General features: G+C 58.4%; 20 protein-coding genes. 12 read left to right on the top strand and 8 right to left on the bottom strand.

The window, feature by feature from the left end; all coding sequences use genetic code 11:
- Positions 1–117 precede the first annotated feature (117 nt).
- Positions 118–1,152, top strand: a complete 1,035-nt coding sequence (gene rhaT, locus OVA10_RS02865; protein ID WP_102105684.1) for an L-rhamnose/proton symporter RhaT — start codon at positions 118–120, stop codon at positions 1,150–1,152.
- Here the strand turns inward: rhaT and rhaR are convergent, their stop codons facing one another.
- Both rhaR and rhaS (OVA10_RS02875) read right to left on the bottom strand, forming a co-directional pair.
- Positions 1,153–2,001 carry an HTH-type transcriptional activator RhaR gene (rhaR, locus tag OVA10_RS02870; RefSeq protein WP_100778357.1) on the bottom strand — a complete coding sequence of 283 codons (849 nt, stop codon included), beginning with the start codon at positions 1,999–2,001 and terminating at the stop codon, positions 1,153–1,155.
- 72 nt (positions 2,002–2,073) lie between these two features.
- Positions 2,074–2,910, bottom strand: a complete 837-nt coding sequence (gene rhaS / locus OVA10_RS02875) for an HTH-type transcriptional activator RhaS (protein WP_107702611.1) — start codon at positions 2,908–2,910, stop codon at positions 2,074–2,076.
- A 301-nt stretch (positions 2,911–3,211) separates the two neighbouring features.
- On the opposite strand from rhaS (OVA10_RS02875), the gene rhaB reads away from it, so the two are divergent.
- The 9 genes from rhaB (at position 3,212) to rhaM (ending at position 13,079) form a co-directional block, all read left to right on the top strand.
- Positions 3,212–4,681: a rhamnulokinase gene (gene rhaB, locus OVA10_RS02880; protein ID WP_268195186.1), complete on the top strand. Its 1,470-nt coding sequence runs from the start codon at positions 3,212–3,214 to the stop codon at positions 4,679–4,681.
- On the top strand, positions 4,678–5,937 hold the full coding sequence (gene rhaA / locus OVA10_RS02885) for an L-rhamnose isomerase (RefSeq protein ID WP_100778354.1): 1,260 nt from the start codon (positions 4,678–4,680) through the stop codon (positions 5,935–5,937). Before rhaB ends, rhaA begins: the two co-directional genes overlap by 4 nt.
- A gap of 97 nt (positions 5,938–6,034) precedes the next feature.
- Positions 6,035–6,865 carry a rhamnulose-1-phosphate aldolase gene (gene rhaD / locus OVA10_RS02890; protein WP_100778353.1) on the top strand — a complete coding sequence of 277 codons (831 nt, stop codon included), beginning with the start codon at positions 6,035–6,037 and terminating at the stop codon, positions 6,863–6,865.
- Between the two features lie 84 nt (positions 6,866–6,949).
- The gene (gene rhaS / locus OVA10_RS02895) at positions 6,950–7,936 is read left to right on the top strand and encodes a rhamnose ABC transporter substrate-binding protein (RefSeq protein ID WP_100778352.1); all 987 of its coding nucleotides are present in this window, start codon (positions 6,950–6,952) and stop codon (positions 7,934–7,936) included.
- 68 nt (positions 7,937–8,004) lie between these two features.
- On the top strand, positions 8,005–9,516 hold the full coding sequence (locus tag OVA10_RS02900; protein WP_100778351.1) for a sugar ABC transporter ATP-binding protein: 1,512 nt from the start codon (positions 8,005–8,007) through the stop codon (positions 9,514–9,516).
- Positions 9,516–10,520, top strand: a complete 1,005-nt coding sequence (locus OVA10_RS02905; protein WP_268195189.1) for an ABC transporter permease — start codon at positions 9,516–9,518, stop codon at positions 10,518–10,520. Before OVA10_RS02900 ends, OVA10_RS02905 begins: the two co-directional genes overlap by 1 nt.
- Entirely contained in the window at positions 10,517–11,521 is a 1,005-nt protein-coding gene (locus OVA10_RS02910) for an ABC transporter permease (protein WP_268195191.1), read from the top strand. The genes OVA10_RS02905 and OVA10_RS02910 overlap by 4 nt, the downstream gene beginning before the upstream one ends.
- 98 nt (positions 11,522–11,619) lie before the next feature.
- The gene (gene fucO, locus OVA10_RS02915) at positions 11,620–12,768 is read left to right on the top strand and encodes a lactaldehyde reductase (protein ID WP_268195193.1); all 1,149 of its coding nucleotides are present in this window, start codon (positions 11,620–11,622) and stop codon (positions 12,766–12,768) included.
- A complete protein-coding gene (gene rhaM, locus OVA10_RS02920) occupies positions 12,765–13,079 on the top strand; it encodes an L-rhamnose mutarotase (RefSeq protein WP_100778347.1) in 315 nt (104 codons plus the stop codon). The genes fucO and rhaM overlap by 4 nt, the downstream gene beginning before the upstream one ends.
- 45 nt (positions 13,080–13,124) lie before the next feature.
- Here the strand turns inward: rhaM and OVA10_RS02925 are convergent, their stop codons facing one another.
- The 4 genes from OVA10_RS02925 to OVA10_RS02940 all read right to left on the bottom strand — a co-directional run bounded on the left by OVA10_RS02925 (position 13,125) and on the right by OVA10_RS02940 (position 18,227).
- Positions 13,125–14,390, bottom strand: a complete 1,266-nt coding sequence (locus OVA10_RS02925) for an MFS transporter (protein ID WP_129035609.1) — start codon at positions 14,388–14,390, stop codon at positions 13,125–13,127.
- Between the two features lie 44 nt (positions 14,391–14,434).
- Positions 14,435–16,558 carry an alpha-galactosidase gene (locus tag OVA10_RS02930; protein WP_268195195.1) on the bottom strand — a complete coding sequence of 708 codons (2,124 nt, stop codon included), beginning with the start codon at positions 16,556–16,558 and terminating at the stop codon, positions 14,435–14,437.
- A 104-nt stretch (positions 16,559–16,662) separates the two neighbouring features.
- Complete coding sequence (locus tag OVA10_RS02935; RefSeq protein ID WP_102105693.1) at positions 16,663–17,658, bottom strand: LacI family DNA-binding transcriptional regulator; 996 nt, start codon at positions 17,656–17,658, stop codon at positions 16,663–16,665.
- A gap of 20 nt (positions 17,659–17,678) precedes the next feature.
- A complete protein-coding gene (locus tag OVA10_RS02940) occupies positions 17,679–18,227 on the bottom strand; it encodes a helix-turn-helix domain-containing protein (RefSeq protein WP_100778343.1) in 549 nt (182 codons plus the stop codon).
- Between the two features lie 102 nt (positions 18,228–18,329).
- Here OVA10_RS02940 and OVA10_RS02945 point away from each other — a divergent pair, with 102 nt between their 5' ends.
- Positions 18,330–18,989: an AzlC family ABC transporter permease gene (locus OVA10_RS02945; protein WP_268195198.1), complete on the top strand. Its 660-nt coding sequence runs from the start codon at positions 18,330–18,332 to the stop codon at positions 18,987–18,989.
- Positions 18,989–19,312: an AzlD domain-containing protein gene (locus OVA10_RS02950; protein ID WP_100778341.1), complete on the top strand. Its 324-nt coding sequence runs from the start codon at positions 18,989–18,991 to the stop codon at positions 19,310–19,312. The genes OVA10_RS02945 and OVA10_RS02950 overlap by 1 nt, the downstream gene beginning before the upstream one ends.
- A 157-nt stretch (positions 19,313–19,469) precedes the next feature.
- On the opposite strand, the gene OVA10_RS02955 is transcribed toward OVA10_RS02950, so the two are convergent.
- The gene (locus OVA10_RS02955) at positions 19,470–19,682 is read right to left on the bottom strand and encodes a YdgH/BhsA/McbA-like domain containing protein (protein WP_100778340.1); all 213 of its coding nucleotides are present in this window, start codon (positions 19,680–19,682) and stop codon (positions 19,470–19,472) included.
- Positions 19,683–19,794: 112 nt separating this feature from the next.
- Complete coding sequence (gene fdhD / locus OVA10_RS02960) at positions 19,795–20,631, bottom strand: formate dehydrogenase accessory sulfurtransferase FdhD (protein WP_102105695.1); 837 nt, start codon at positions 20,629–20,631, stop codon at positions 19,795–19,797.
- Between the last annotated feature and the right edge of the window lie 159 nt (positions 20,632–20,790).

Consider the following 20,790-nt stretch of genomic DNA (forward strand, 5'->3'; position numbering starts at 1 on the left):
GATTGCCATGGACAAGAAAAGTGCGGCAACCTTCTGAAGGTTCGCTCGCCGCTTAATTTTTACACTCATCGGGTCGGAGGGAAGCCACCGGCCTATAAAAACGATGAGGACGTAAAAATGAATCATGCGATTACGATGGGTATTTTCTGGCATTTGATAGGCGCAGCCAGTGCAGCCTGTTTCTATGCCCCGTTTAAAAAGGTCAAACATTGGTCATGGGAAACCATGTGGTCCGTGGGCGGTACAGTTTCCTGGCTGATCCTGCCATGGACCATCAGCGCCATGCTGTTGCCCGATTTCTGGGGGTACTTCTCCTCCTTTAGCGCCTCCACGCTGCTGCCGGTCTTTCTGTTCGGCGCGATGTGGGGCATCGGCAATATCAACTACGGTCTGACCATGCGCTATCTCGGGATGTCGATGGGCATCGGGATCGCCATTGGTATCACCCTGATTGTCGGCACGCTGATGACGCCAATCCTGAACGGTAATTTCGACGTGCTGATCAACACCAAAGGCGGCCAGATGACGCTGCTGGGCGTGCTGGTAGCGGTGATCGGCGTGGGGATAGTCACCCGCGCAGGCCAGCTGAAAGAGCGTAAAATGGGCATCCGCGCTGAAGAGTTCAACCTGAAGAAAGGGCTGATTCTGGCGGTGATGTGCGGCATTTTCTCCGCCGGGATGTCTTTCGCCATGAACGCCGCCAAACCGATGCACGAAGCCGCAGCAGCGCTGGGCGTGGACCCGCTCTACGTCGCGTTGCCAAGCTACGTGGTGATTATGGGCGGCGGTGCGCTGGTGAACCTCGGCTTCTGCTTCATTCGTCTGGCAAAAGTGAAGAACCTGTCGGTAAAAGCCGACTTCTCACTGGCAAAACACCTGATCATCACCAACGTGCTGCTGTCGGCACTGGGTGGCCTGATGTGGTATCTGCAGTTCTTCTTCTACGCCTGGGGCCACGCCAGCATTCCACCGCAGTATGACTACATGAGCTGGATGCTGCACATGAGCTTCTACGTACTGTGCGGCGGGATAGTGGGGCTGGTGCTGAAGGAGTGGAACAACGCCGGACGGCGTCCGGTGAGCGTGCTGAGCCTGGGCTGCGTGGTGATTATTATTGCCGCCAACATTGTTGGCCTCGGCATGGCGAACTGATCACGCCGCTTTTCGACTGTGATGACGCCACTGAACCGGCGTCATCCCCACCTCGCGGTTAAATACCACGGAAAAGTAGTTACTGTCCTCAAAGCCACAGCGCGTCGAGACTTCACTCACCATCAGTTCCGTATGTTGCAGCAGATACTGCGCGTGGCAGATGCGCAGCTGGCGCAGATAGTGGTTCACCGTCATCCCTGTCTGGGTGCGGAACTGCTGGCGCAAGGTGCGCTCGCTGCACTGCTCCTGCTCGCAAAATTTCTCCAGCACAAAACTGCGATTCAGGCTGCCCGCAAGCGTGGTAATCAGCTTATCAAGCAGCGCTTCCTGCGCCGTGGCAGAAGGATTATCCGTTGCGTAGCGATAGCGTTTGAGGGTCATCACCAGCTGGGCAAACAGCAGCTCGGCCATCTCGTTCGCCCCCGGCTCGGCCTTCAGGCTCTCCTGTTCAAGCTGGGTGATGACGTGGCGTACCTGGGTCATGCCGTTGCTGCTCAATCGCCAGTGCGGCGCGGTGTGCGCCTCGTTAAACCCGGGAATATGCCCCGCCCAGTCGACGTTGAGCTTTAGCCTGTCCGGGCAGTAAATCACGTTCTGCAAAACCAGGTCGTTGACCGAGGCGTAGGAGTGTTTATCTTCCGCGCGGATATAAAACAGATCGCCGCGGGTGATGCGGTAGGGGCGGTCATTGAGGACGTGCAAACCGTTGCCGCGCCACACCAGCACCAGCTCGCAAAACTCGTGCGTGTGCTCGGCAAAGACGTTTTGCGGATAGCGATCGGCCACCGCGACAGCCTGCCCGGCACTGGCAAAAAAATCGGATTTGCGAAGGATTAACGGAGCGCCCACAACTCACCTCAACGGCTAATAACCTGACATTATTAGCTGTTTTACGGCAAAAAAACGGTGATTCTCCTCGCGTTACTGAAGTGACGCATCCCGGCCCTGACGAATTTCGCGCGGCGACCAGCTGAATTCACGACGGAACAGCGTCGAAAAGTGGTTACTGTCGCCAAATCCGCAGCGATAAGCGATATCCGTCACGCTATCATCCGTATGACGCAGCAGGTGCCGCGCTTTGATCAGGCGCAGCCGGTTGAGATAGCGCTGCGGCGTCAGGCCCGTGTGCTGCTTGAGCTGGCGATGCAACGTACGCAGGGAAAGGGAAAAATTATCGGCAACTGTTTCCCAGCACACCTCTTCCGCGAAGTGTTCTTCCAGCCAGGCCATCATCAGATTTAGGCGCGCATCATTGTTTTCGGCTCCTTCCACCAGGCTGCTGCGACGCAGCAGAACCAGCAGTTGCATGAACAACAGTTCACGGCTGGCGCGCGTATGCGTTTCCGCATTTTCCTCTACCGTTTCCATCTGCCCCACCAGCTGACGCACCTGCTGCAGGGTGGACTGATTCACCCGCCAGTGCGACGGATAGTGCCCATCCTGCTCCTGCGGCAAAAGCTGATTCAGCCCGGAGAGAAACTGGAACGCATCTGGTGAACGGTAGAGCACGTTGGTCAGGCACAGGTTATCCGTATGTTCATACAAGTGCCGATCGTGGTCGCGCACAAAGCACACGGTTCCACCGCTGATGGTGTAGGGCTGGCCGTTAAACACGTGAATGCCCGTACCGTGCTCAACAATCACAATCTCATGAAAATCATGATGATGTTCAGGAAAAGCCGCCTGAGGAAGCCGTGGTTCGATCGCCACTGGCGAACTTCCGTGAGGGAAAAAATCCACGCTGTGCAGTACGGTCATATCGGCCACCACCAATGAGAAATGTTCTCAAAATAGTAATTAAGGGCCGGGTTTCTCACCTTCAATTTTCGACACCAAAGCGTGCAAAGCCTGTCAGTTTTTCAAGAAACAGCGGGAAAGATCCGGAAATGCGGCAACGGTCACATGGGCTGAAATCCCCGCCATAACAGGAAACTGTGAACTCCCTCACGTTCATCTTTGCTTTCTTGCCAGCGCGGGATTTTGCCTGTCAGTAGCGAGAAGGTGCGTTTTTCTTCCCTTTCTTAGACTGTTTCGCAATGACTCCAAGAAGGACCGAATTATGACCTCTCGCCATTGTGTGGCTGTCGATTTAGGTGCATCCAGCGGGCGCGTGATGCTTGCCAGCTATACGCCTGCACAGCGCGCACTTTCGCTTCGTGAAATCCATCGCTTCGGTAACAGCCTGCAAAAGCAGGACGGCGTCGAGACCTGGGACATTGACAGCCTGGAGGCGGAAATCCGCACCGGCCTGAACAAAGTTTGCGACGACGGCATTCTGATCGACAGCATCGGGATTGATACCTGGGGCGTCGATTTTGTGCTGCTTGACCGCCACGGCGAGCGCATCGGCCTGCCCGTCTCCTATCGCGACAGCCGGACCGATGGCGTGATGGCTCGCGCCATTGATCAGCTCGGTAAAGCCGATATCTACGGGCGCAGCGGCATCCAGTTCTTACCCTTTAACACCCTCTACCAGCTGCGCGCTCTGGTGGAACAACAGCCCGAACTGGTGGCGAACGTCGCACACGCGCTGCTGATCCCGGATTACTTCAGCTATCGCCTGACGGGCATGATGAACTGGGAATACACCAACGCCACCACCACCCAGCTGGTGAATATCAACTCCGATAACTGGGATGAAAACCTGCTCAACTGGACGGGCGCCTCCGCCAGCTGGTTTGGCACGCCGACCCATCCCGGCAATGTGATCGGTCACTGGATTTGCCCGCAGAAGAATGAAATCCCGGTCGTCGCCGTCGCCAGTCACGATACCGCCAGCGCGGTGATTGCCTCTCCCTTGGCAGACCACGACGCGGCCTATCTTTCATCCGGCACCTGGTCGCTGATGGGCTTTGAGAGCAAAACGCCGTACACCTGCGAAAAGTCGCTGGCGGCAAACATCACCAACGAAGGCGGCGCGGAAGGCCGCTACCGGGTGCTAAAAAATATCATGGGGCTGTGGCTGCTCCAGCGCGTGCTGAAAGAGCAGAACGTTACCGACCTGGCGCGCCTTATCGCCGAGACAGAAAAACTGCCGGCCTGCCGCTTCGTGATCAATCCGAACGACGACCGCTTTATCAATCCGCACAACATGGGCGATGAAATCCAGGCCGCCTGCCGTGAGAGCGCACAGCCCGTGCCGCACAGCCCGGCGGAACTGGCGCGCTGCATTTTTGACAGCCTCGCCCTGCTCTACGCCGACGTGCTGAACGAACTGGCGGCTCTGCGCGGCAAACCGTTCAGCCAGCTGCACATTGTCGGCGGCGGTTGCCAGAACCAGCTGCTGAACCAGCTTTGCGCCGACGCCTGCGGCATCACCGTGGTCGCCGGCCCTGTTGAGGCCTCGACGCTCGGCAATATCGGCATCCAGCTGATGACCCTGGACGAGCTTTCCAACGTTGACGATTTCCGAACGCTGGTGACGAACAACTACCCGCTCACCACGTTTACCCCTAATCCCTGCCATGAAATTGCCCGCTATCAGGCGCAGTTTCAGCAAAAACGACTGACAAAGGAGCTTTGCGCATGACCACTCAACTTGAACAAGCCTGGGAACTGGCTAAACAGCGTTTCGCCGCCGTGGGCGTGGATGTCGAAGAGGCGCTGCGTCAGCTCGACCGTCTGCCGGTCTCCATGCACTGCTGGCAAGGCGACGACGTCGCGGGTTTTGAAAATACCGGCGGCGCGCTGACGGGCGGCATCCAGGCGACGGGCAACTATCCGGGCAAAGCGCGCAATGCCACCGAACTGCGTGCCGATCTGGAGCTGGCGCTCAGTTTAATTCCGGGACCAAAACGCCTGAACCTGCACGCGATTTATCTCGAATCCAGCGAGCCGGTCGCGCGTAACGAAATCAAACCGGAACACTTTAAGAACTGGGTGGAGTGGGCAAAAGCCAACAAACTGGGTCTGGATTTTAACCCGTCCTGCTTCTCGCATCCGCTGAGCGCCGACGGTTTTACCCTCTCCCATTCCGACGACGAGATTCGCCAGTTCTGGATCGACCACGTCAAAGCCAGCCGCCGCGTTTCAGCGTATTTCGGTGAACAGCTCGGCACGCCGTCGGTGATGAACATCTGGATCCCGGACGGCATGAAAGATATCACCGTTGACCGCCTGGCTCCGCGCCAGCGCCTGCTGGACGCTCTCGACGAGGTGATCAGCGAAAAACTGAATCCGGCGCATCACATTGATGCGGTGGAGAGCAAGCTGTTCGGCATCGGCGCCGAGAGCTACACCGTGGGCTCCAACGAGTTCTACATGGGCTACGCCACCAGCCGCCAGACGGCGCTGTGCCTGGATGCGGGCCACTTCCATCCGACTGAGGTGATCTCCGACAAAATCTCCGCCGCCATTCTGTACATCCCGCGCCTGCTGCTGCACGTGAGCCGCCCTGTACGCTGGGACAGCGACCACGTGGTCCTGCTGGATGACGAGACTCAGGCCATCGCCAGCGAAATTATTCGCCACGATCTGTTCGACCGCGTGCATATCGGTCTCGACTTCTTCGACGCCTCGATCAACCGCATTGCGGCATGGGTGATCGGTACCCGCAACATGAAGAAAGCCCTGCTGCGTGCGCTGCTGGAGCCGACGGCGGCCCTGCGCGCGCTGGAAGAGCAAGGCGACTACACGGCGCGTCTGGCACTGCTGGAAGAGCAGAAATCCCTGCCGTGGCAGGCCGTGTGGGAAATGTACTGTCAGCGCAACGATGCGCCAGCGGGCAGCCAGTGGCTGGACAACGTGCGGGCGTATGAGAAAGAGGTGTTAGCGACTCGCAGCTAAAACAGCGCCCGGCGGCGCTTCACCTGCCGGGCTTACGAACACTTGTCAGCGGGGATCGCGACGCGTCGCCCGACATTTTCAAAGGAATCACAAGACTATGCACACCATCACCAACGCCTGGTTCGTCCAGGGCATGATCAAAGCCACCACCGACGCCTGGCTAAAAGGCTGGGACGAGCGCAACGGCGGCAACCTGACCTTGCGCCTGGACGACGCCGACATTGCGCCGTTCGAAGCGGATTTCCACCCGAAACCGCGCTATATCGCCCTGAGCCAGCCGATGCCGCTGCTCGCCAATACGCCGTTTATCGTCACCGGTTCCGGCAAGTTCTTCCGCAATGTGCAGCTCGATCCGGCAGCGAATTTAGGCGTGGTAAAAGTGGACAGCGACGGCGCGGGCTACCACATTCTTTGGGGGCTGACGAACGAAGCGGTGCCGACCTCTGAACTCCCGGCGCACTTCCTCTCCCACTGCGAGCGCATCAAAGCGACGGACGGCAAAGACCGCGTGATCATGCACTGCCACGCGACCAACCTGATCGCCCTGACCTACGTGCTGGAAAACACCACGGATTTCATCACCCGCAAACTGTGGGAAGGGAGCACCGAATGTCTGGTGGTCTTCCCGGACGGCGTGGGTATTCTGCCGTGGATGGTGCCAGGCACCGATGAAATCGGCGAAGCCACCGCGCAAGAGATGCAAAAACATTCCCTGGTACTGTGGCCATTCCACGGTGTCTTCGGCAGTGGCCCGACGCTTGATGAAGCCTTTGGCCTGATCGACACCGCTGAGAAGTCGGCTGAAGTGCTGGTTAAGGTCTATTCCATGGGCGGAATGAAACAGACCATCACTCAGGAAGAGCTGATTGCGCTGGGTAAACGCTTTGGCGTCACCCCGCTGAAATCGGCGCTAGAGCTTTACAAATAAAAACATCGCGCCCCGCTCACTGAGACGGGGCGAAAAAAACACCTGCAAACCCTACACAACACTCAATTCAGTGGAGTAAAAGCAATGAAAATAAAGACAAGCTTAATCCTCACCGTTGCCGCTCTGGCGTTGTCCGGTTCCGCTTTAGCAGAAGTAAAAATCGCCCTGGTGGCGAAATCTCTCGGAAATGGATTCTTCGAGGCAGCGAACGTGGGCGCGCAGGAGGCCGCCAAAGAATTGGGTGATGTGAAAGTCATTTATACCGGCCCGACCACCACCACCGCCGAAGCGCAGATCGAAGTGCTGAACGGTTTGATCGCGCAGGGGGTGGATGCGATCGCCATCTCCGCCAACGATCCCGATGCGCTGGTGCCGGTGCTGAAAAAGGCGATGCAGCGTGGGATCAAAGTGGTCTCATGGGATTCCGGCGTGGCAAAAGCCGGGCGTCAGATCCACCTGAATCCCTCTAATAACGCGTTGATCGGTGAAACCAACGTTAAGCTGGCCGCCGATGCGCTGAAAGCCCTGAACGTCGAAAAAGGCGACGTGGCGGTGTTAAGCGCCACCCCGACCTCCACGAACCAGAACACCTGGATTGCCGAGATGAAAAAGGTGCTGCCGCAGTATCCGTCCGTCAATCTGGTGACCGTAGCCTATGGCGACGATCTGTCGGATAAGAGCTACCGCGAAGCGGTTGGCCTGCTGAAAACCTATCCCGATCTGAAAGTGATCGTCTCCCCGTCGTCGGTCGGGATCGTGGCTGCCGCGCAGGCGGTGAAAGACCAGGGCAAAATCGGCAAAGTGTATGTGACGGGGTTAGGCCTGCCGTCTGAAATGGCCGGCGCGGTGAAATCCGGGGCGAGCAAAAGCTTCGCGATCTGGAACCCGATCGATCTGGGTTACGCCGCCACCTATTTAGCCGACGACCTGGTGAAAGGCACCGCCACCAAAGATGAAGCCAGCATGGGCAAACTGGGCAAAGTGAAGCTCGATGCCGACGGTAGCGGCGCGATGGCTGAGCCGTTCGTCTACGATGCGAGCAATATCGATAAGTTCTCAAAAATCTTCTGATGCGTTTTGTTGGCCGGAGAAGCGTCGCGCCATCCGGCCCACAAGATCCCCTTTGATGGAGAACTCTCATGAACGCATCCACACCGCTGCTGGAGCTTAAGGGCATCACCAAGGTTTTCCCTGGTGTGCGCGCCCTTGAGAACGTACAGCTTGAGCTTTGGCCCGGCAAAGTCACCGCCCTTATCGGTGAAAACGGCGCGGGCAAATCGACGCTGGTCAAAGTGATGACCGGGATTTATCAGCCCGAAGAGGGCGAAATCCTCTATAAAGCCATCCCCATACATCTCCCGACGCCGGAATCGGCACACAAAGTCGGGATTACCGCTATTCATCAGGAAACCGTGCTTTTTGATGAGCTGTCGGTGACCGAAAATATTTTTGTCGGCCAGTATCTGCATAAAGGCTTTTTCAGGAAGCTCGACTGGCCGGAGATGCACCGCCGGGCGCAGGAGATCCTCACCCGACTGGAGGTGCAAATTGACCCGCGCGCGACGCTTAAAACGCTGAGTATCGCCCAGCGACATATGGTGGCCATTGCCCGCGCCCTGTCGTTTGAGGCGCAGGTGGTGATCCTCGACGAACCCACCGCCGCCCTGTCGCAGCACGAAATCCTAGAGTTTTATCAGATCGTTGAGCGCCTGAAGCAGGAAGGCAAAGCGATCCTGTTTATCTCGCACAAGTTTGACGAAATTTTTGAGCTGGCGGATCACTACACCATTTTGCGCGACGGCGTGTTCGTCGGCGCAGGGGCGATCAACGACATCACCGAAGAGCGGATGGTGGCGATGATGGTAGGCCGCGCTATCACCCAGACCTTCCCGAAAGTGGCGTGCGAAAAAGGGGCGACGGTGCTGGAGGTCAAAGACCTCTGCCATCCGACCGAATTCGCGCATATCTCATTCTCCCTGCGCAAAGGCGAAATCCTTGGCTTTTACGGGCTGGTCGGCGCCGGGCGTACCGAGCTGATGCAGGCGCTCTCCGGTGTCACCCGTCCCTCCTCCGGCGAGATCGTGCTGAACGGTCAGGCGCAGAATTTCCGCCAACCGGCCGATGCCATCCGCGCGGGGATTGTCTGCGTGCCGGAAGAGCGGCAGAAGCAGGGAGCGATTATCGAACTGTCGATTGCGCAGAACATCAGCCTGCCGCAGCTCAGCAGGCTCAATCCCGGCGGGGTGTTAAATCAGGACCGCGAATGGGCGCTGGCCGATGAATACGCCAGACGGCTGCAGGTGAAGGCGTTTAGCTGGAAACAGCCGGTCGAAACCCTCTCCGGCGGCAATCAGCAAAAAGTGGTGATCGGCAAATGGCTGGCGACGCATCCTGAGGTGATCATCCTCGATGAGCCGACAAAAGGTATCGATATTGGCTCGAAAGCGGCCGTTCATCAGTTTATGTCCGAGCTGGTTGGACAGGGGCTGGCGGTGATTATGGTGTCGTCGGAACTGCCGGAAGTGATGGGCATGGCCGACCGTATCATTGTGATGCACGAAGGGCTGATGGTGGCGGAATACCCGGCGGGCGGGGCGACGGCGGAAACCATCGTCAGCGCAGCCAGCGGTGCAAAACAGGAGGCCGCGTAATGGTGAAGCAACTCCTGAAACACCGCGAAGCCCTGCTGGGAGCAGTGATTGTACTGATGATCATTGCCATCGGCAGCCGCGTGCCGTCGTTTATCGCACCGGGAAACCTGGTGGAGATGTTTAACGACACCTCGATTCTCATCATTCTCGCCCTCGGCCAGATGATGGTTCTGCTGACCAAAGGCATCGACCTGTCGATGGCGGCGAATCTGGCGCTGACGGGGATGATTGTCGCCCTGATCAACTTCCATTATCCCGCCGTGCCCGTCTGGGCGCTGCTGATTCTGGCAACGGCGCTCGGTCTGCTGATGGGCGTCATCAACGGTCTGCTGGTGTGGAAACTGGGTATTCCGGCGATTGTGGTGACGCTCGGCACCATGAGCATCTATCGCGGGATGATCTTCCTGCTCACCGGCGGTGGCTGGGTGAACTCCAACCAGATGGGCGCGGATTTCCTCGCCCTGCCGCGCGCGTCACTGCTCGGTCTGCCCGTTTTGAGCTGGTGCGCGATTGCGGCCCTGCTGCTGGTCGGCTATTTCCTGCGCTACAGCCGCACCGGGCGCGCCCTTTACACCGCAGGCGGCAACGCCACGGCGGCGTATTACACGGGGATCAACGCAGGCAAAATGCAGTTCGTCAGTTTCTGCCTGTCAGGCGCGCTGGCCGGATTCTGCGGCTATCTGTGGATCTCACGTTTCGCTGTCGCCTACGTCGATGTCGCCAACGGTTTTGAGCTGCAGGTGGTCGCCGCGTGCGTGATCGGCGGTATCAGCACCATGGGCGGCACGGGCCGGGTGTTGGGCTGTCTGTTTGGCGCGCTGTTCCTTGGCGTGATCAATAACGCGCTGCCGGTGATTGGCGTCTCCCCGTTCTGGCAGATGGCGATTTCCGGGACGGTGATCGTGATTGCGGTGCTGCTCAATGAACGCGGCAACAAACGCAAAGGACGGCTGATCCTGCGCGATGCGGCGCTGGCGCGTCAGAAACAGGCGGTGAACTCATGAGCAAAATGATGACTACGGAAGAGATCAAAAATCGTCCGGCCGCGACGGGGGTTTTCCAGCGTCTGCTGTGCTGGGAGGGCTTCCTGCTGGCGGTAACGCTGGCGGTGTTTATCGTCAATGCCCTCGCCTCGCCCTATTTTCTCGATATCTGGAATCTTTCTGACGCGACGTTCAACTTCACCGAAAAAGCGATCATCGTGCTGCCGATGGCGATGCTGATCATCGCCCGTGAAATCGACCTGTCGGTGGCATCGACCATCGCGCTCAGCTCTACAGCGATGGGCTTTTGCGCAGCGGCGGGTGTAGATACGCCGCTGCTGGTCTGTGTGGGATTAGGCGTCGGGTTGCTGTGCGGACTGTTCAACGGCTTTCTGGTCACGCGCTTTAACCTATCGTCCATCGTGATCACCATCGGCACCATGAGTTTGTATCGCGGCATTACCTACATTTTGCTCGGCGATCAGGCGCTAAACACCTGGCCCGAGAGCTTCGCCTGGTTCGGGCAGGGCTATGTGTGGGGCGCGCTGTCGTTTGAATTCGCGCTGTTTATCCTGCTGGCGGCGGTGTTTGCCTTCGTGCTGCATCGCACCAATTTTGGCCGCCGGACGTACGCCATCGGCAATAACCCGACCGGGGCGTGGTTTTCAGGCATCAACGTGAAGCGCCACAACTTGATGCTGTTTGCGCTGGTCGGGCTGATGGCGGGGCTGGCCTCGGTGCTGCTCACCTCGCGCCTCGGCAGTACGCGCCCGACGATTGCGATGGGCTGGGAACTGGCGGTGGTGACGATGGCGGTGCTCGGCGGCGTCAATATTCTCGGCGGCTCCGGCAGCATGGTGGGCGTGATTATCGCCGCCTTCCTGATGGGCCTGGTGACTTTTGGCCTGAGCCTGCTCAACGTGCCCGGCATTGTGATGTCGGTGATTATCGGCGCGATGCTGATAGTGGTGATTTCGCTGCCAATTATCACCCGCCGGATTATGCAGCGAAGACGGATCTAATGCCGGGTGGCGCTTCGCTTATCTGGCCTGCCTGACCTCAGGCCCCGCAAGCGTCGCGCCGCCGGGCATAAAAATCACAGTAATTAAGGAGAATTATCATGAGTTTTATGTTGGCACTTCCCAAAATCAGCCTGCACGGCGCGGGCGCGATCGGCGATATGGTCAATCTGGTGGCGAGCAAACAGTGGGGCAAAGCGCTTATCGTCACTGACGGACAGCTGGTGAAAATGGGGCTGCTCGACAGCCTGTTTACCGCCCTGGACGCCCACCAGATGTCGTATCACCTCTTTGATGAAGTGTTCCCGAATCCGACGGAAGCGCTGGTACAGAAAGGGTTTGCGGCCTATCAGAGCGCCCGCTGCGATTACGTTATCGCCTTCGGCGGTGGCAGCCCAATTGATACGGCGAAAGCGATTAAAATCCTCACCGCTAATCCTGGCCCGTCGACCGCCTATTCCGGTGTCGGCAAAGTCAAAAACACCGGTGTACCGCTGGTAGCTATTAACACTACAGCAGGCACCGCGGCGGAGATGACCAGCAATGCGGTGATCATCGACAGCGAGCGTCAGGTAAAAGAGGTGATTATCGACCCCAATATTATCCCGGATATCGCCGTGGATGATGCCAGTGTGATGCTCGATATCCCCGCCTCCGTCACCGCCGCAACGGGGATGGACGCCCTGACGCACGCCATCGAAGCCTATGTTTCCGTCGGCGCTCACCCGCTCACCGATGCTAACGCCCTCGAAGCGATTCGCCTGATCAGCCTCTGGCTGCCGAAAGCCGTCGACGACGGGCACAACCTCGAAGCACGCGAACAGATGGCATTCGGCCAGTATCTGGCAGGCATGGCGTTTAACAGCGCCGGGTTAGGGCTGGTTCACGCACTGGCGCATCAGCCGGGGGCGACGCACAATCTGCCGCACGGCGTCTGCAACGCCATCCTGCTGCCGATCATCGAAAACTTTAACCGCCCGAACGCGGTGGCGCGTTTCGCCCGTGTGGCGCAGGCGATGGGCGTGGAGACGCGCGGGATGAGCGATGAAGCGGCCAGCATGGAGGCGATCAACGCCATTCGCGCCCTGAGTACGCGCGTCGGTATTCCTTCTGGCTTCAGCCAGCTTGGCGTGACCAAAGTGGATATCGAAGGCTGGCTGGATAAAGCCCTCGCCGATCCGTGTGCGCCTTGTAACCCACGCACTGCCAGCCGCGACGATGTGCGCGAGCTGTATCTGGAGGCCCTATGATCCGCAAAGCCTTTGTGATGCAGGTGAATCCTGACGCTCACGAGGAGTATCAGCGCCGCCACACCCCGATCTGGCCGGAGCTGGAATCGGTGCTGAAAGACCACGGTGCGCACCATTACGCCATTTATCTCGACAAGGAGCGCAACCTGCTGTTTGCCAGCGTTGAGATTGAATCGGAAGAGCGCTGGAACGCGGTAGCGAATACCGACGTGTGCCAGCGCTGGTGGAAACACATGCGCGATGTGATGCCCGCAAATCCGGACAACAGCCCGGTGAGTGCGGAGCTGAAAGAGGTGTTTTTCCTCGAGTAACCGTTCACGCTGCCGCACTCGCGGCAGCGTTTTCCTTTAAGCTATTTAGCTTGCCTCCAGCGTGCCGCGTCCTGCCGCGATTTGCTGCCTGCTGCTCAGCGTAAACGCCGAGATCACCGTCACCGCCAGCACAATGCATCCGAGCATCAGATAGGTGTCCTGGAAGCCGATCCGGTCATACATATTCCCCGCAAACGCCGACAGGAAAATGGCCGCCGACTGTTTGGCAAAGTTAAAGCCAATCAGATAGATGGTCGCTGACAGGCGGGTATCAAACACGCCAGTGATGTATTTAAACGCCCCCACCAGCAGGAAGGGCACTTCCAGCGCGTGAAGCATTTTCAGGGCGATGACTTCCGTCACGGTAGTGGCGAAGGACGAGCCGATAATGCGCGTGGCCATAATCAGCCCGGCAATCAGCAGGGTGTTTTTCGCGCCGATGCGGTTAATGATCCACGGTGAGCAGAACATAATGATCGCGTTACAAATTTCTCCGGCCGTGGTCGCAAAACCAAAGGCGCGCGTCCCCTGTTCCGGCGTCGCAAAGAACGATTTGAAGAAGGTGGCAAACTGCTGATCAAACACGTCATACACGCAGGCCACGCCAACCACATACAAAATAAACATCCACATTTTGCGCTGGCGGAACAGGGTGAAGACGGTTTTGGCGGTGATTTGCGGCTGATTGGCGCCCAGCGCGTTCATCACTTCGGCGGTCTGGTTTGGCTTCGGTTTGGCGACCACCAGCAGGAGCATCAGCAATAGCGCCGCGCCTGAGCCCATCCAGAAAACAAACGACGGATCGATACTGAACAGCACGCCGCCCGTGGAGGCGCACAGTCCCCAACCCAGGCAGCCGAACATCCGCGCTTTACCGTATTCGAAGAAGCTGTTGCGACTCACTCGCTCGATATAGGCCTCAATCGCCCCGGAGCCCGCCGAGAAGACAAAGCCGATATACAGCCCGCCGCTCAGCGCCCCGAGCCAGATATTTATTTTCAGCAGCGGCGCGAAGACGTAGAGGAAGAAGGGAGCGAACAAGAACAGCAAAATGGCGATGATCCATAACAGGTGCTTTTTCAGCCCCAGCTTGTCAGAGATCACCCCCAGCACCGGCTGGAACGCAATCGCTGAGAGCGAAATGCAGGAGAAAACAATCCCCGTATGGGTTTTATTCAGACCGATGATATCCGACAGCCAGATCGGCAGGAACGGAAAGCAGGTGGCCATAATGAAGAAGTAGAGAAAGAAGAACGCCCCGAAAATCCAGAAATTGGGGTTGTCTTTGTGGGTACAGGCAGTCGTGTTCATTATTTTTATCCTCAACTCAGGGCCGGTCGCCCGGCCCATCACCCTTACACGCGTTCAACGCCAATCAGAATGGCGGTTTCCGGGTCCAGAATCGGCAGTACCAGTCCCGCCTGCATCAGCCATTCTCCGCTCACCGTTTGTGGCGCTTCCATCCATGCCGGGAGTTTGCGCATGGTGTGGCCCCCTTCGCCAGTGAGGCGGATATTTGGATGATCGAGCAAGGTGATGCGGTACTGCGCGTTCGCTGCAAGCCCCGGCATGCGCAGCGGCATCATCAGGGTGTAATCCGGCATCGCCAGCTGGCTGACAATAAACAGCCCCTGCCGTTGGTCTTCGCTCACTATACCCTGCACCTGGGTCGTGGCGTCCGGCATATCCACACGCCACTGGGTGCCGTGGTGAATCACATCGCGCCATTGCTTATGCAGCGCGGCATAACGGCGGTAGCCTTCACGCTCGTGCTCATCGACGGTGAGCGGGTCCAGCTCAAGCCCCATGTGCCCAAACAGCGCGGTCAGCCCGCGAAACTCGATGCTGTGCTGGCGGAACGTGGCGTGGCATTTATGATGACCGATATGTGCGCCCATCACCTCCGGCGGGAAGAAGTAGCTCATTCCTCGCTGGATGGTGTTGCGCTCCAGCGCATCGTTGTTATCGGATGCCCAGAAGCGGTGGCAACGGGTCAGGACTTCGTAATCAATGCGTCCGCCGCCGGACGAGCAGGATTCAAATTCCACGTGCGGGAAGCGCTGGCCGAGTGTCTCAAGCAGGCGATAATACTGGCGCGTTTGCGCGTCGGCAGCGGCTTTACCGAGATGGCCCGGCTGCACCAGCTCGCGGTTCATGTCCCACTTCACGTAGTCCACCGGATGTTCGCCCAGCAGCCAGCTCATGCGTTCCAGCAAATACTCAAAGGCTTCAGGAATGTTCAGATTCAGCACCAGCTGGTGTCGCCCCGTCGCCTGCGTGTAGCCCGGCAGCGCCAGCACCCAGTCGGGATGCGCGCGGTAAAGATCGGAATCGGGGTTAATCATTTCCGGCTCCACCCAGATACCAAATTCCATGCCGAGATTTTTGACGTGATTGATCACCGGCATCAGGCCGTTAGGGTATTTTTTCTCGTCGAGAGTCCAGTCACCCAGGGCGGCGTGGTCGTCGTTGCGCCCCTTAAACCAGCCGTCGTCGATGATGAAGCGTTCCACGCCCAGCGCCGCCGCTTCGTCGGCCATCCGCATGATGTAGTCCGGATCGTGGTTGAAATAGATCCCTTCCCAGGTATTGAGGTGCACCGGGCGCGGCTTGTTTTGCGGGAAGCGAATGATGTTCTCGCGCAGATAGCGGTGGAACTGCTGACTCATCCCGTTCAGCCCCTGCGCGGAGTAGCTGGCGTACAATTTCGGCGTCCAGAGGGTTTCGCCCTCGGCAATCGCCATTTCGCCCGGCAGATAGAGCGCTTCGGCCTGCACGTAGCGGCGGCCATCGGTTTTCACTTCAGCGCGCAGGCGGTGGTTGCCGCTCCAGCCGAGATGCACGCCCCACACGTCGCCCTGCATTTCACTGAATGCAGGTGTGCCGGTCATCAGCGCCGGGAAGTGTTCGTGGGAGGTGCGCCCGCGCCGGTTTTCAATCACAAAACTGTCGTGCTCAAGGGTCAGGCGATGCGGCTGGAATTCGCGTATCCAGCGCCCATGGAAAGCCATCACCTCTTTCGCGCGCTCCGAAACCGGCAGCGTCACGGCCAGCCGATCCACCTGCCACGGCTGCGCCCGCAGATTGGTCAGACCGTGCCTTACCACCAGCACGCCGCTCTCATCGAGGACGAGTTCGCTGGTCAGCCGCAGCCCGGCGTGCGCATCTTCTGCGGTAATCGTCAGGCTGTGACGCTGCTGTTCAACGGTAACGGTCCTGAACACCGGAGAGCCATCCAGCCCCTGGCGGTGGCCTTCAATGCCTGGCGAGCCAAACAGACCGTGGCCCAGCTCGGCCATCAGCGTCACCGGGATATCCACGTCCAGCCTGCCGTTAGCCACCGGGCGAACCAGACTTTGCGCATCCTGCGGCGAAAAGTGGTGAAGGTGTGGCCCCCAGTAGACAATTTCGGCGAACGGGTGCGTTTTGATCACCACGTCTGTCGTCGTGCTTTCGAGTCGTAAAATGGAATCTTGCATCGGACATCTCCTGTCATCGGATGTCCTGAGTGTTGATCCGAAACGTTTCGGATACCAACTCAAACGTTTCGGATCTGTGATCGACTTTAGAGTTTTACGGTGATTTAGGCCGTCTGGCCCGGTGAAAATTCAGGCTGCCAGAGCACCTGAAGACGGGAGAGATCATCGCCATTGATGAGCTGGCGCACCATGTCGGCGATCTGCTTGCCCACGCCCTCGCGGGTGGACTGGATCACCGCTGCTACGTCGGCGTCGACAATGCTGTCCTGCGGCAGACCGTCATACACCACCAGCGAAACCGGGTCGCTGCCTGTCAGCCGCCCCTGCTGCGCCAGCGCCATTGCCGCGCCGTCGCCGTGGGTGTTGCAGTCAGTCACAATCGCCGTCGGCGGATTCGGCAGTGCAAGCAGCTCAAGCGTCGTGGTATAGCCTGCGCGGCGTGACGGCGGCATCGCGCGCAGCCATTCGCTGGATAATCCCGCTTCGCGCAGGGCGTCGAGATACCCGAGACGGCGCTGGGTGATAAACGCCTGATTATTACTTTCGCCCAGCAGGGCGATGCGCTGATGGCCCTTGTCGATCAGCCAGCGCGTGGCGCGATAGGTCCCGGCATAGTTATCAAAATCAAACCATGCGTAGGGTTTTGGCAACTGGCTGCGGCCCAGGGCGAGGAACGGAAAACCGGCGTCCTGAAGCTGCGCAAGGCGTGGGTCCTGATCGAGGGTATGCGCGACAATCAGCGCATCCACACGGCGGCTTTGCACCATGCGCATGTAGCTGTGTTTATCGGCGAGATCATCGTCGGCGATCAGCAGTAAATCAATCTCATGTCGCGCCAGTTCGTGGCTAATTTCGCCGACCATGTCCATAAAAACGCTGTTATTGAGCGGAACCGGATGCACGGGAAACACCAGCCCGACGGCGTCGATTTTGCCCATCTTCAGGCGGCGGGCAAAGGTGTTTGGCCGATAGCCACGGCGCTGCGCTTCGGCTTCCACCCGCGCCCGGGTTTCGCGAGAAACGTCGTCATATCCGTTGAGGGCGCGGCTGACCGTCGTAACAGACAGCCCCAGTTCTTTGGCAATGGCTTTGAGCGACATGATTTTCCGTGTCCGAGAGGTTAGTTTTGTTCCGCCACTAAAAGCGCGTGGGTATCCGGTTCCAGCGCCTTGAAGATATGCGGTTGATCGGCGGGATAGCAAATGTAATCGCCCTCGCCCAGCTCTTCCGGAGCGTCAGTCAGGCCGATCAGCGCCCGTCCCTGGGTGACGATAATGTGCTCTACGGAACCCGGCGGATGCGGCTGCGAAATGCGGTCTGCACCCGGCTGGGTCATCAGCAGATAGACATCGCGGCGTGCGCCCGGCGGGCAGGCCGCCAGTAAAATCGCCTGATAGTTCGCCTGCTCGGCAATCACTTTGGTCCCCTCACCCCGGCGGATCACCTGAGTGGTGGGCTGCTGCGGCTCTAACAGGCGCGCAAACGGGATCCCCAGCGCCACGCACAGCGACCAGAGCGTTTCCAGACTGGGATTGCCATTCCCGGATTCCAGCTGCGAAAGTGTGGATTTAGCAATCCCGGCGCGGCGTGCGATTTCTGCCAGCGACAGCCCGGTTCGCAGGCGTTCGCGCACCAGGCTTTTCGCGATCACGCTGATTGGCTGCGTCATAAAACGGCCTCTTGTTCTATAAATCGAACGAATCGTTCATCTTGAAAAACGATATTGATGCGTTCATTATAATGGATACTCGTTCGATATGGCTAAAAATGTATGAAGAACTCTCTCTCCTGTCTGAAAGGTGACACGGTCAAAGCGATCGTTCTGGTGTGTCTCGCCGTGGGCGTCGTCGGCATGTCCTACGGCTCGCTGGCGATGGCTTACGGCTTCCCGGTGTGGGTGCCGTTTGTGCTCTCCATTACCGTGCTCGCGGGCGCGTCGGAATTCATGTTTATCGGCATCGTTGCCAGCGGCGGTAATCCGCTTGCGGCGGCGGCGGCGGGTTTGCTGGTGAATGCCCGCCACGTTCCGTTCGGCGTTACGGTGCGCGAGCTGGTGGGTAAGCGCGGCCTGAGCTTCCTCGGCTGCCACATCATGAACGACGAAAGCGTGGTGTTTGGTCTGTCGCAAAAAACCCCCGAGCAGCGCAAAGCCGCCTACTGGCTGTGCGGGCTAGGCGTGGCGATCATCTGGCCGCTGGGGACACTGCTGGGGGCGATGGTCGGCAAGCTGCTGCCTGCGCCGGAAACCATCGGTCTCGACGCCGTATTCCCGGCGATTTTGCTGGCGTTAGTCGTTCCGGCCTTTAAAAACCGCACCACGCTGATCCGCGCCTGCAGCGGCGCAGCGCTGTCGCTGGCCGCAGTGCCATTCACGCCGGTCGGTTTGCCGGTGCTGCTGTCGTTACTGGGTCTGGCGGCGAGGAAAAAATAATGGAAAACATGACCTTCTTTATTCTCGGCATTGCGATTTTATCGGCGGGAACCTATCTGATGCGCCTCGGTGGCGCAAAGCTTGGCAACCGCCTGGCGCTGTCCGAGCGCTCGCAAGCACTGCTATCGGATGCGGCAACGGTGCTGCTCTTTTCCGTGGCGCTGGCGACCACCTTTTACGAAGGCGAACATTTTGCCGGCATGGCGCGAGTCTTAGGCGTGGCCTTCGCCGTGTTCCTGGCGTGGCGTAAAGTGCCGCTGATCGTCGTGATTATCTCTGCTGCAGTCGTGACGGCACTGTTGCGTGTGGCCGGTTTGCATTGATGAAAGAGATTCGCTCTCATGGCGCGCGAGTCGACAAGACCGCGTCATTTTTAGCGTTCTGTTGAGCGGAAAGATGGGCTACGAGGGGGGATGGCGTTACTACGGAGAGGGGGAAACCTGTCCCTGCCCGGATGAGCAGGGGACAGTGGCTATGCTCTTATTTGTTCAGTTCAGCGGTCATGTGAACACGGTTACCTGAGAAAGCCTGGGTGATGGTGTAAGAAGCAGCACCGGCCTGTTCTGCCTGAGCGGCAATTTTCGCTTCTGCGCCGTCAATGGTCGAGGCGGTTGCGGTTACGGTCTGAGCTGCGAAAGAACCGAAAGAAGCGGCAAGAGCGATAACTGCAACAAAAGTTTTGATGTTTTTCATGATGTAAATCCTTCAGTAAGTTGTTTAAATAAGGCGCTGTGCCTTGATGTGATAATAATAGGCCTCATCAACAACAACTAAAAGCGGAAGGATTTGCTAAAGTCTTTCAAATTTACTGATCAATAATTAAACGCTGCGGATGCGTATAGATGGTGACGCGTCCCGGTTTGCAGAACCCCACCAGCGTCAGGTTGCAGCGTTGTGCCACCTCCACCGCCAGGGTGGTCGCCGCCGAGACGGCAAACAGAATTTCGACGCCACACATGGCCGCCTTTTGCACCATCTCATAGCTCGCCCGGCTCGATACCAGCGCCGCACCCTGCAGCCAGGTTTCGCTTTCTCCGGCACGACGTCCCAGCAGTTTATCCAGCGCGACGTGACGCCCAACATCCTCATGACCGCCTGCAATATTCCCGGACGGAAGAACCCATGCGGCCGCGTGCGTACAGCCGCTCAGCTGCCCTATCGGCTGAACGTCGTTGAGATGCTCCAGGGCGTGATCGAGATGTTTAAGATTGAAGGTCTGGGTAAACGGCAGCGGGACAATCGGCTTACCGATATCGTTCAGTTGCTCGACGCCGCATACGCCGCAGCCTGTTCGCCCGGCCAGCGCGCGTCGGCGCTCTTTCAGCCCCATAAAACGACGGCTGGAGAGTTCAATTTGCACTTCCAGGCCGTTACAGACCTGAACGACATCCATGCCGAAGATCTCCTGCGGGTGTTCGATAATGCCTTCCGAAAGCGAAAAACCGATCGCGAACAGCTCAAGATCTTTGGGCGAGGCCATCATCACGACGTGGGAGATACCGTTGTAGACCAGGGCAACAGGCACTTCTTCCGCCAGAAAATCGGGGATTCCGTGGGTAATGTGAGGGGGTCTGTGTACCACTTGCTCCACCACGCCCGCAGGCAAGGGAGACGAATGGGTATCACGATTCTGTTTTGACACAACGGTATTCCTGAGCAACCACAAAGGTGAGCCTGCTATTGCATCATAAACCGCAGGCCGTGCGCATAGTATGGATCAACTTTTCGGCAGCCATACCCCACAAGTTTACCTACTCATTTGGGAGTGGCACAACAGACGCGCTGATACACGCCTTTAACA

The sequence above is a fragment of the Lelliottia sp. SL45 genome (assembly GCF_026672535.1).
In the GTDB taxonomy this organism is placed as follows: Bacteria; Pseudomonadota; Gammaproteobacteria; order Enterobacterales; family Enterobacteriaceae; genus Enterobacter; species Enterobacter nimipressuralis.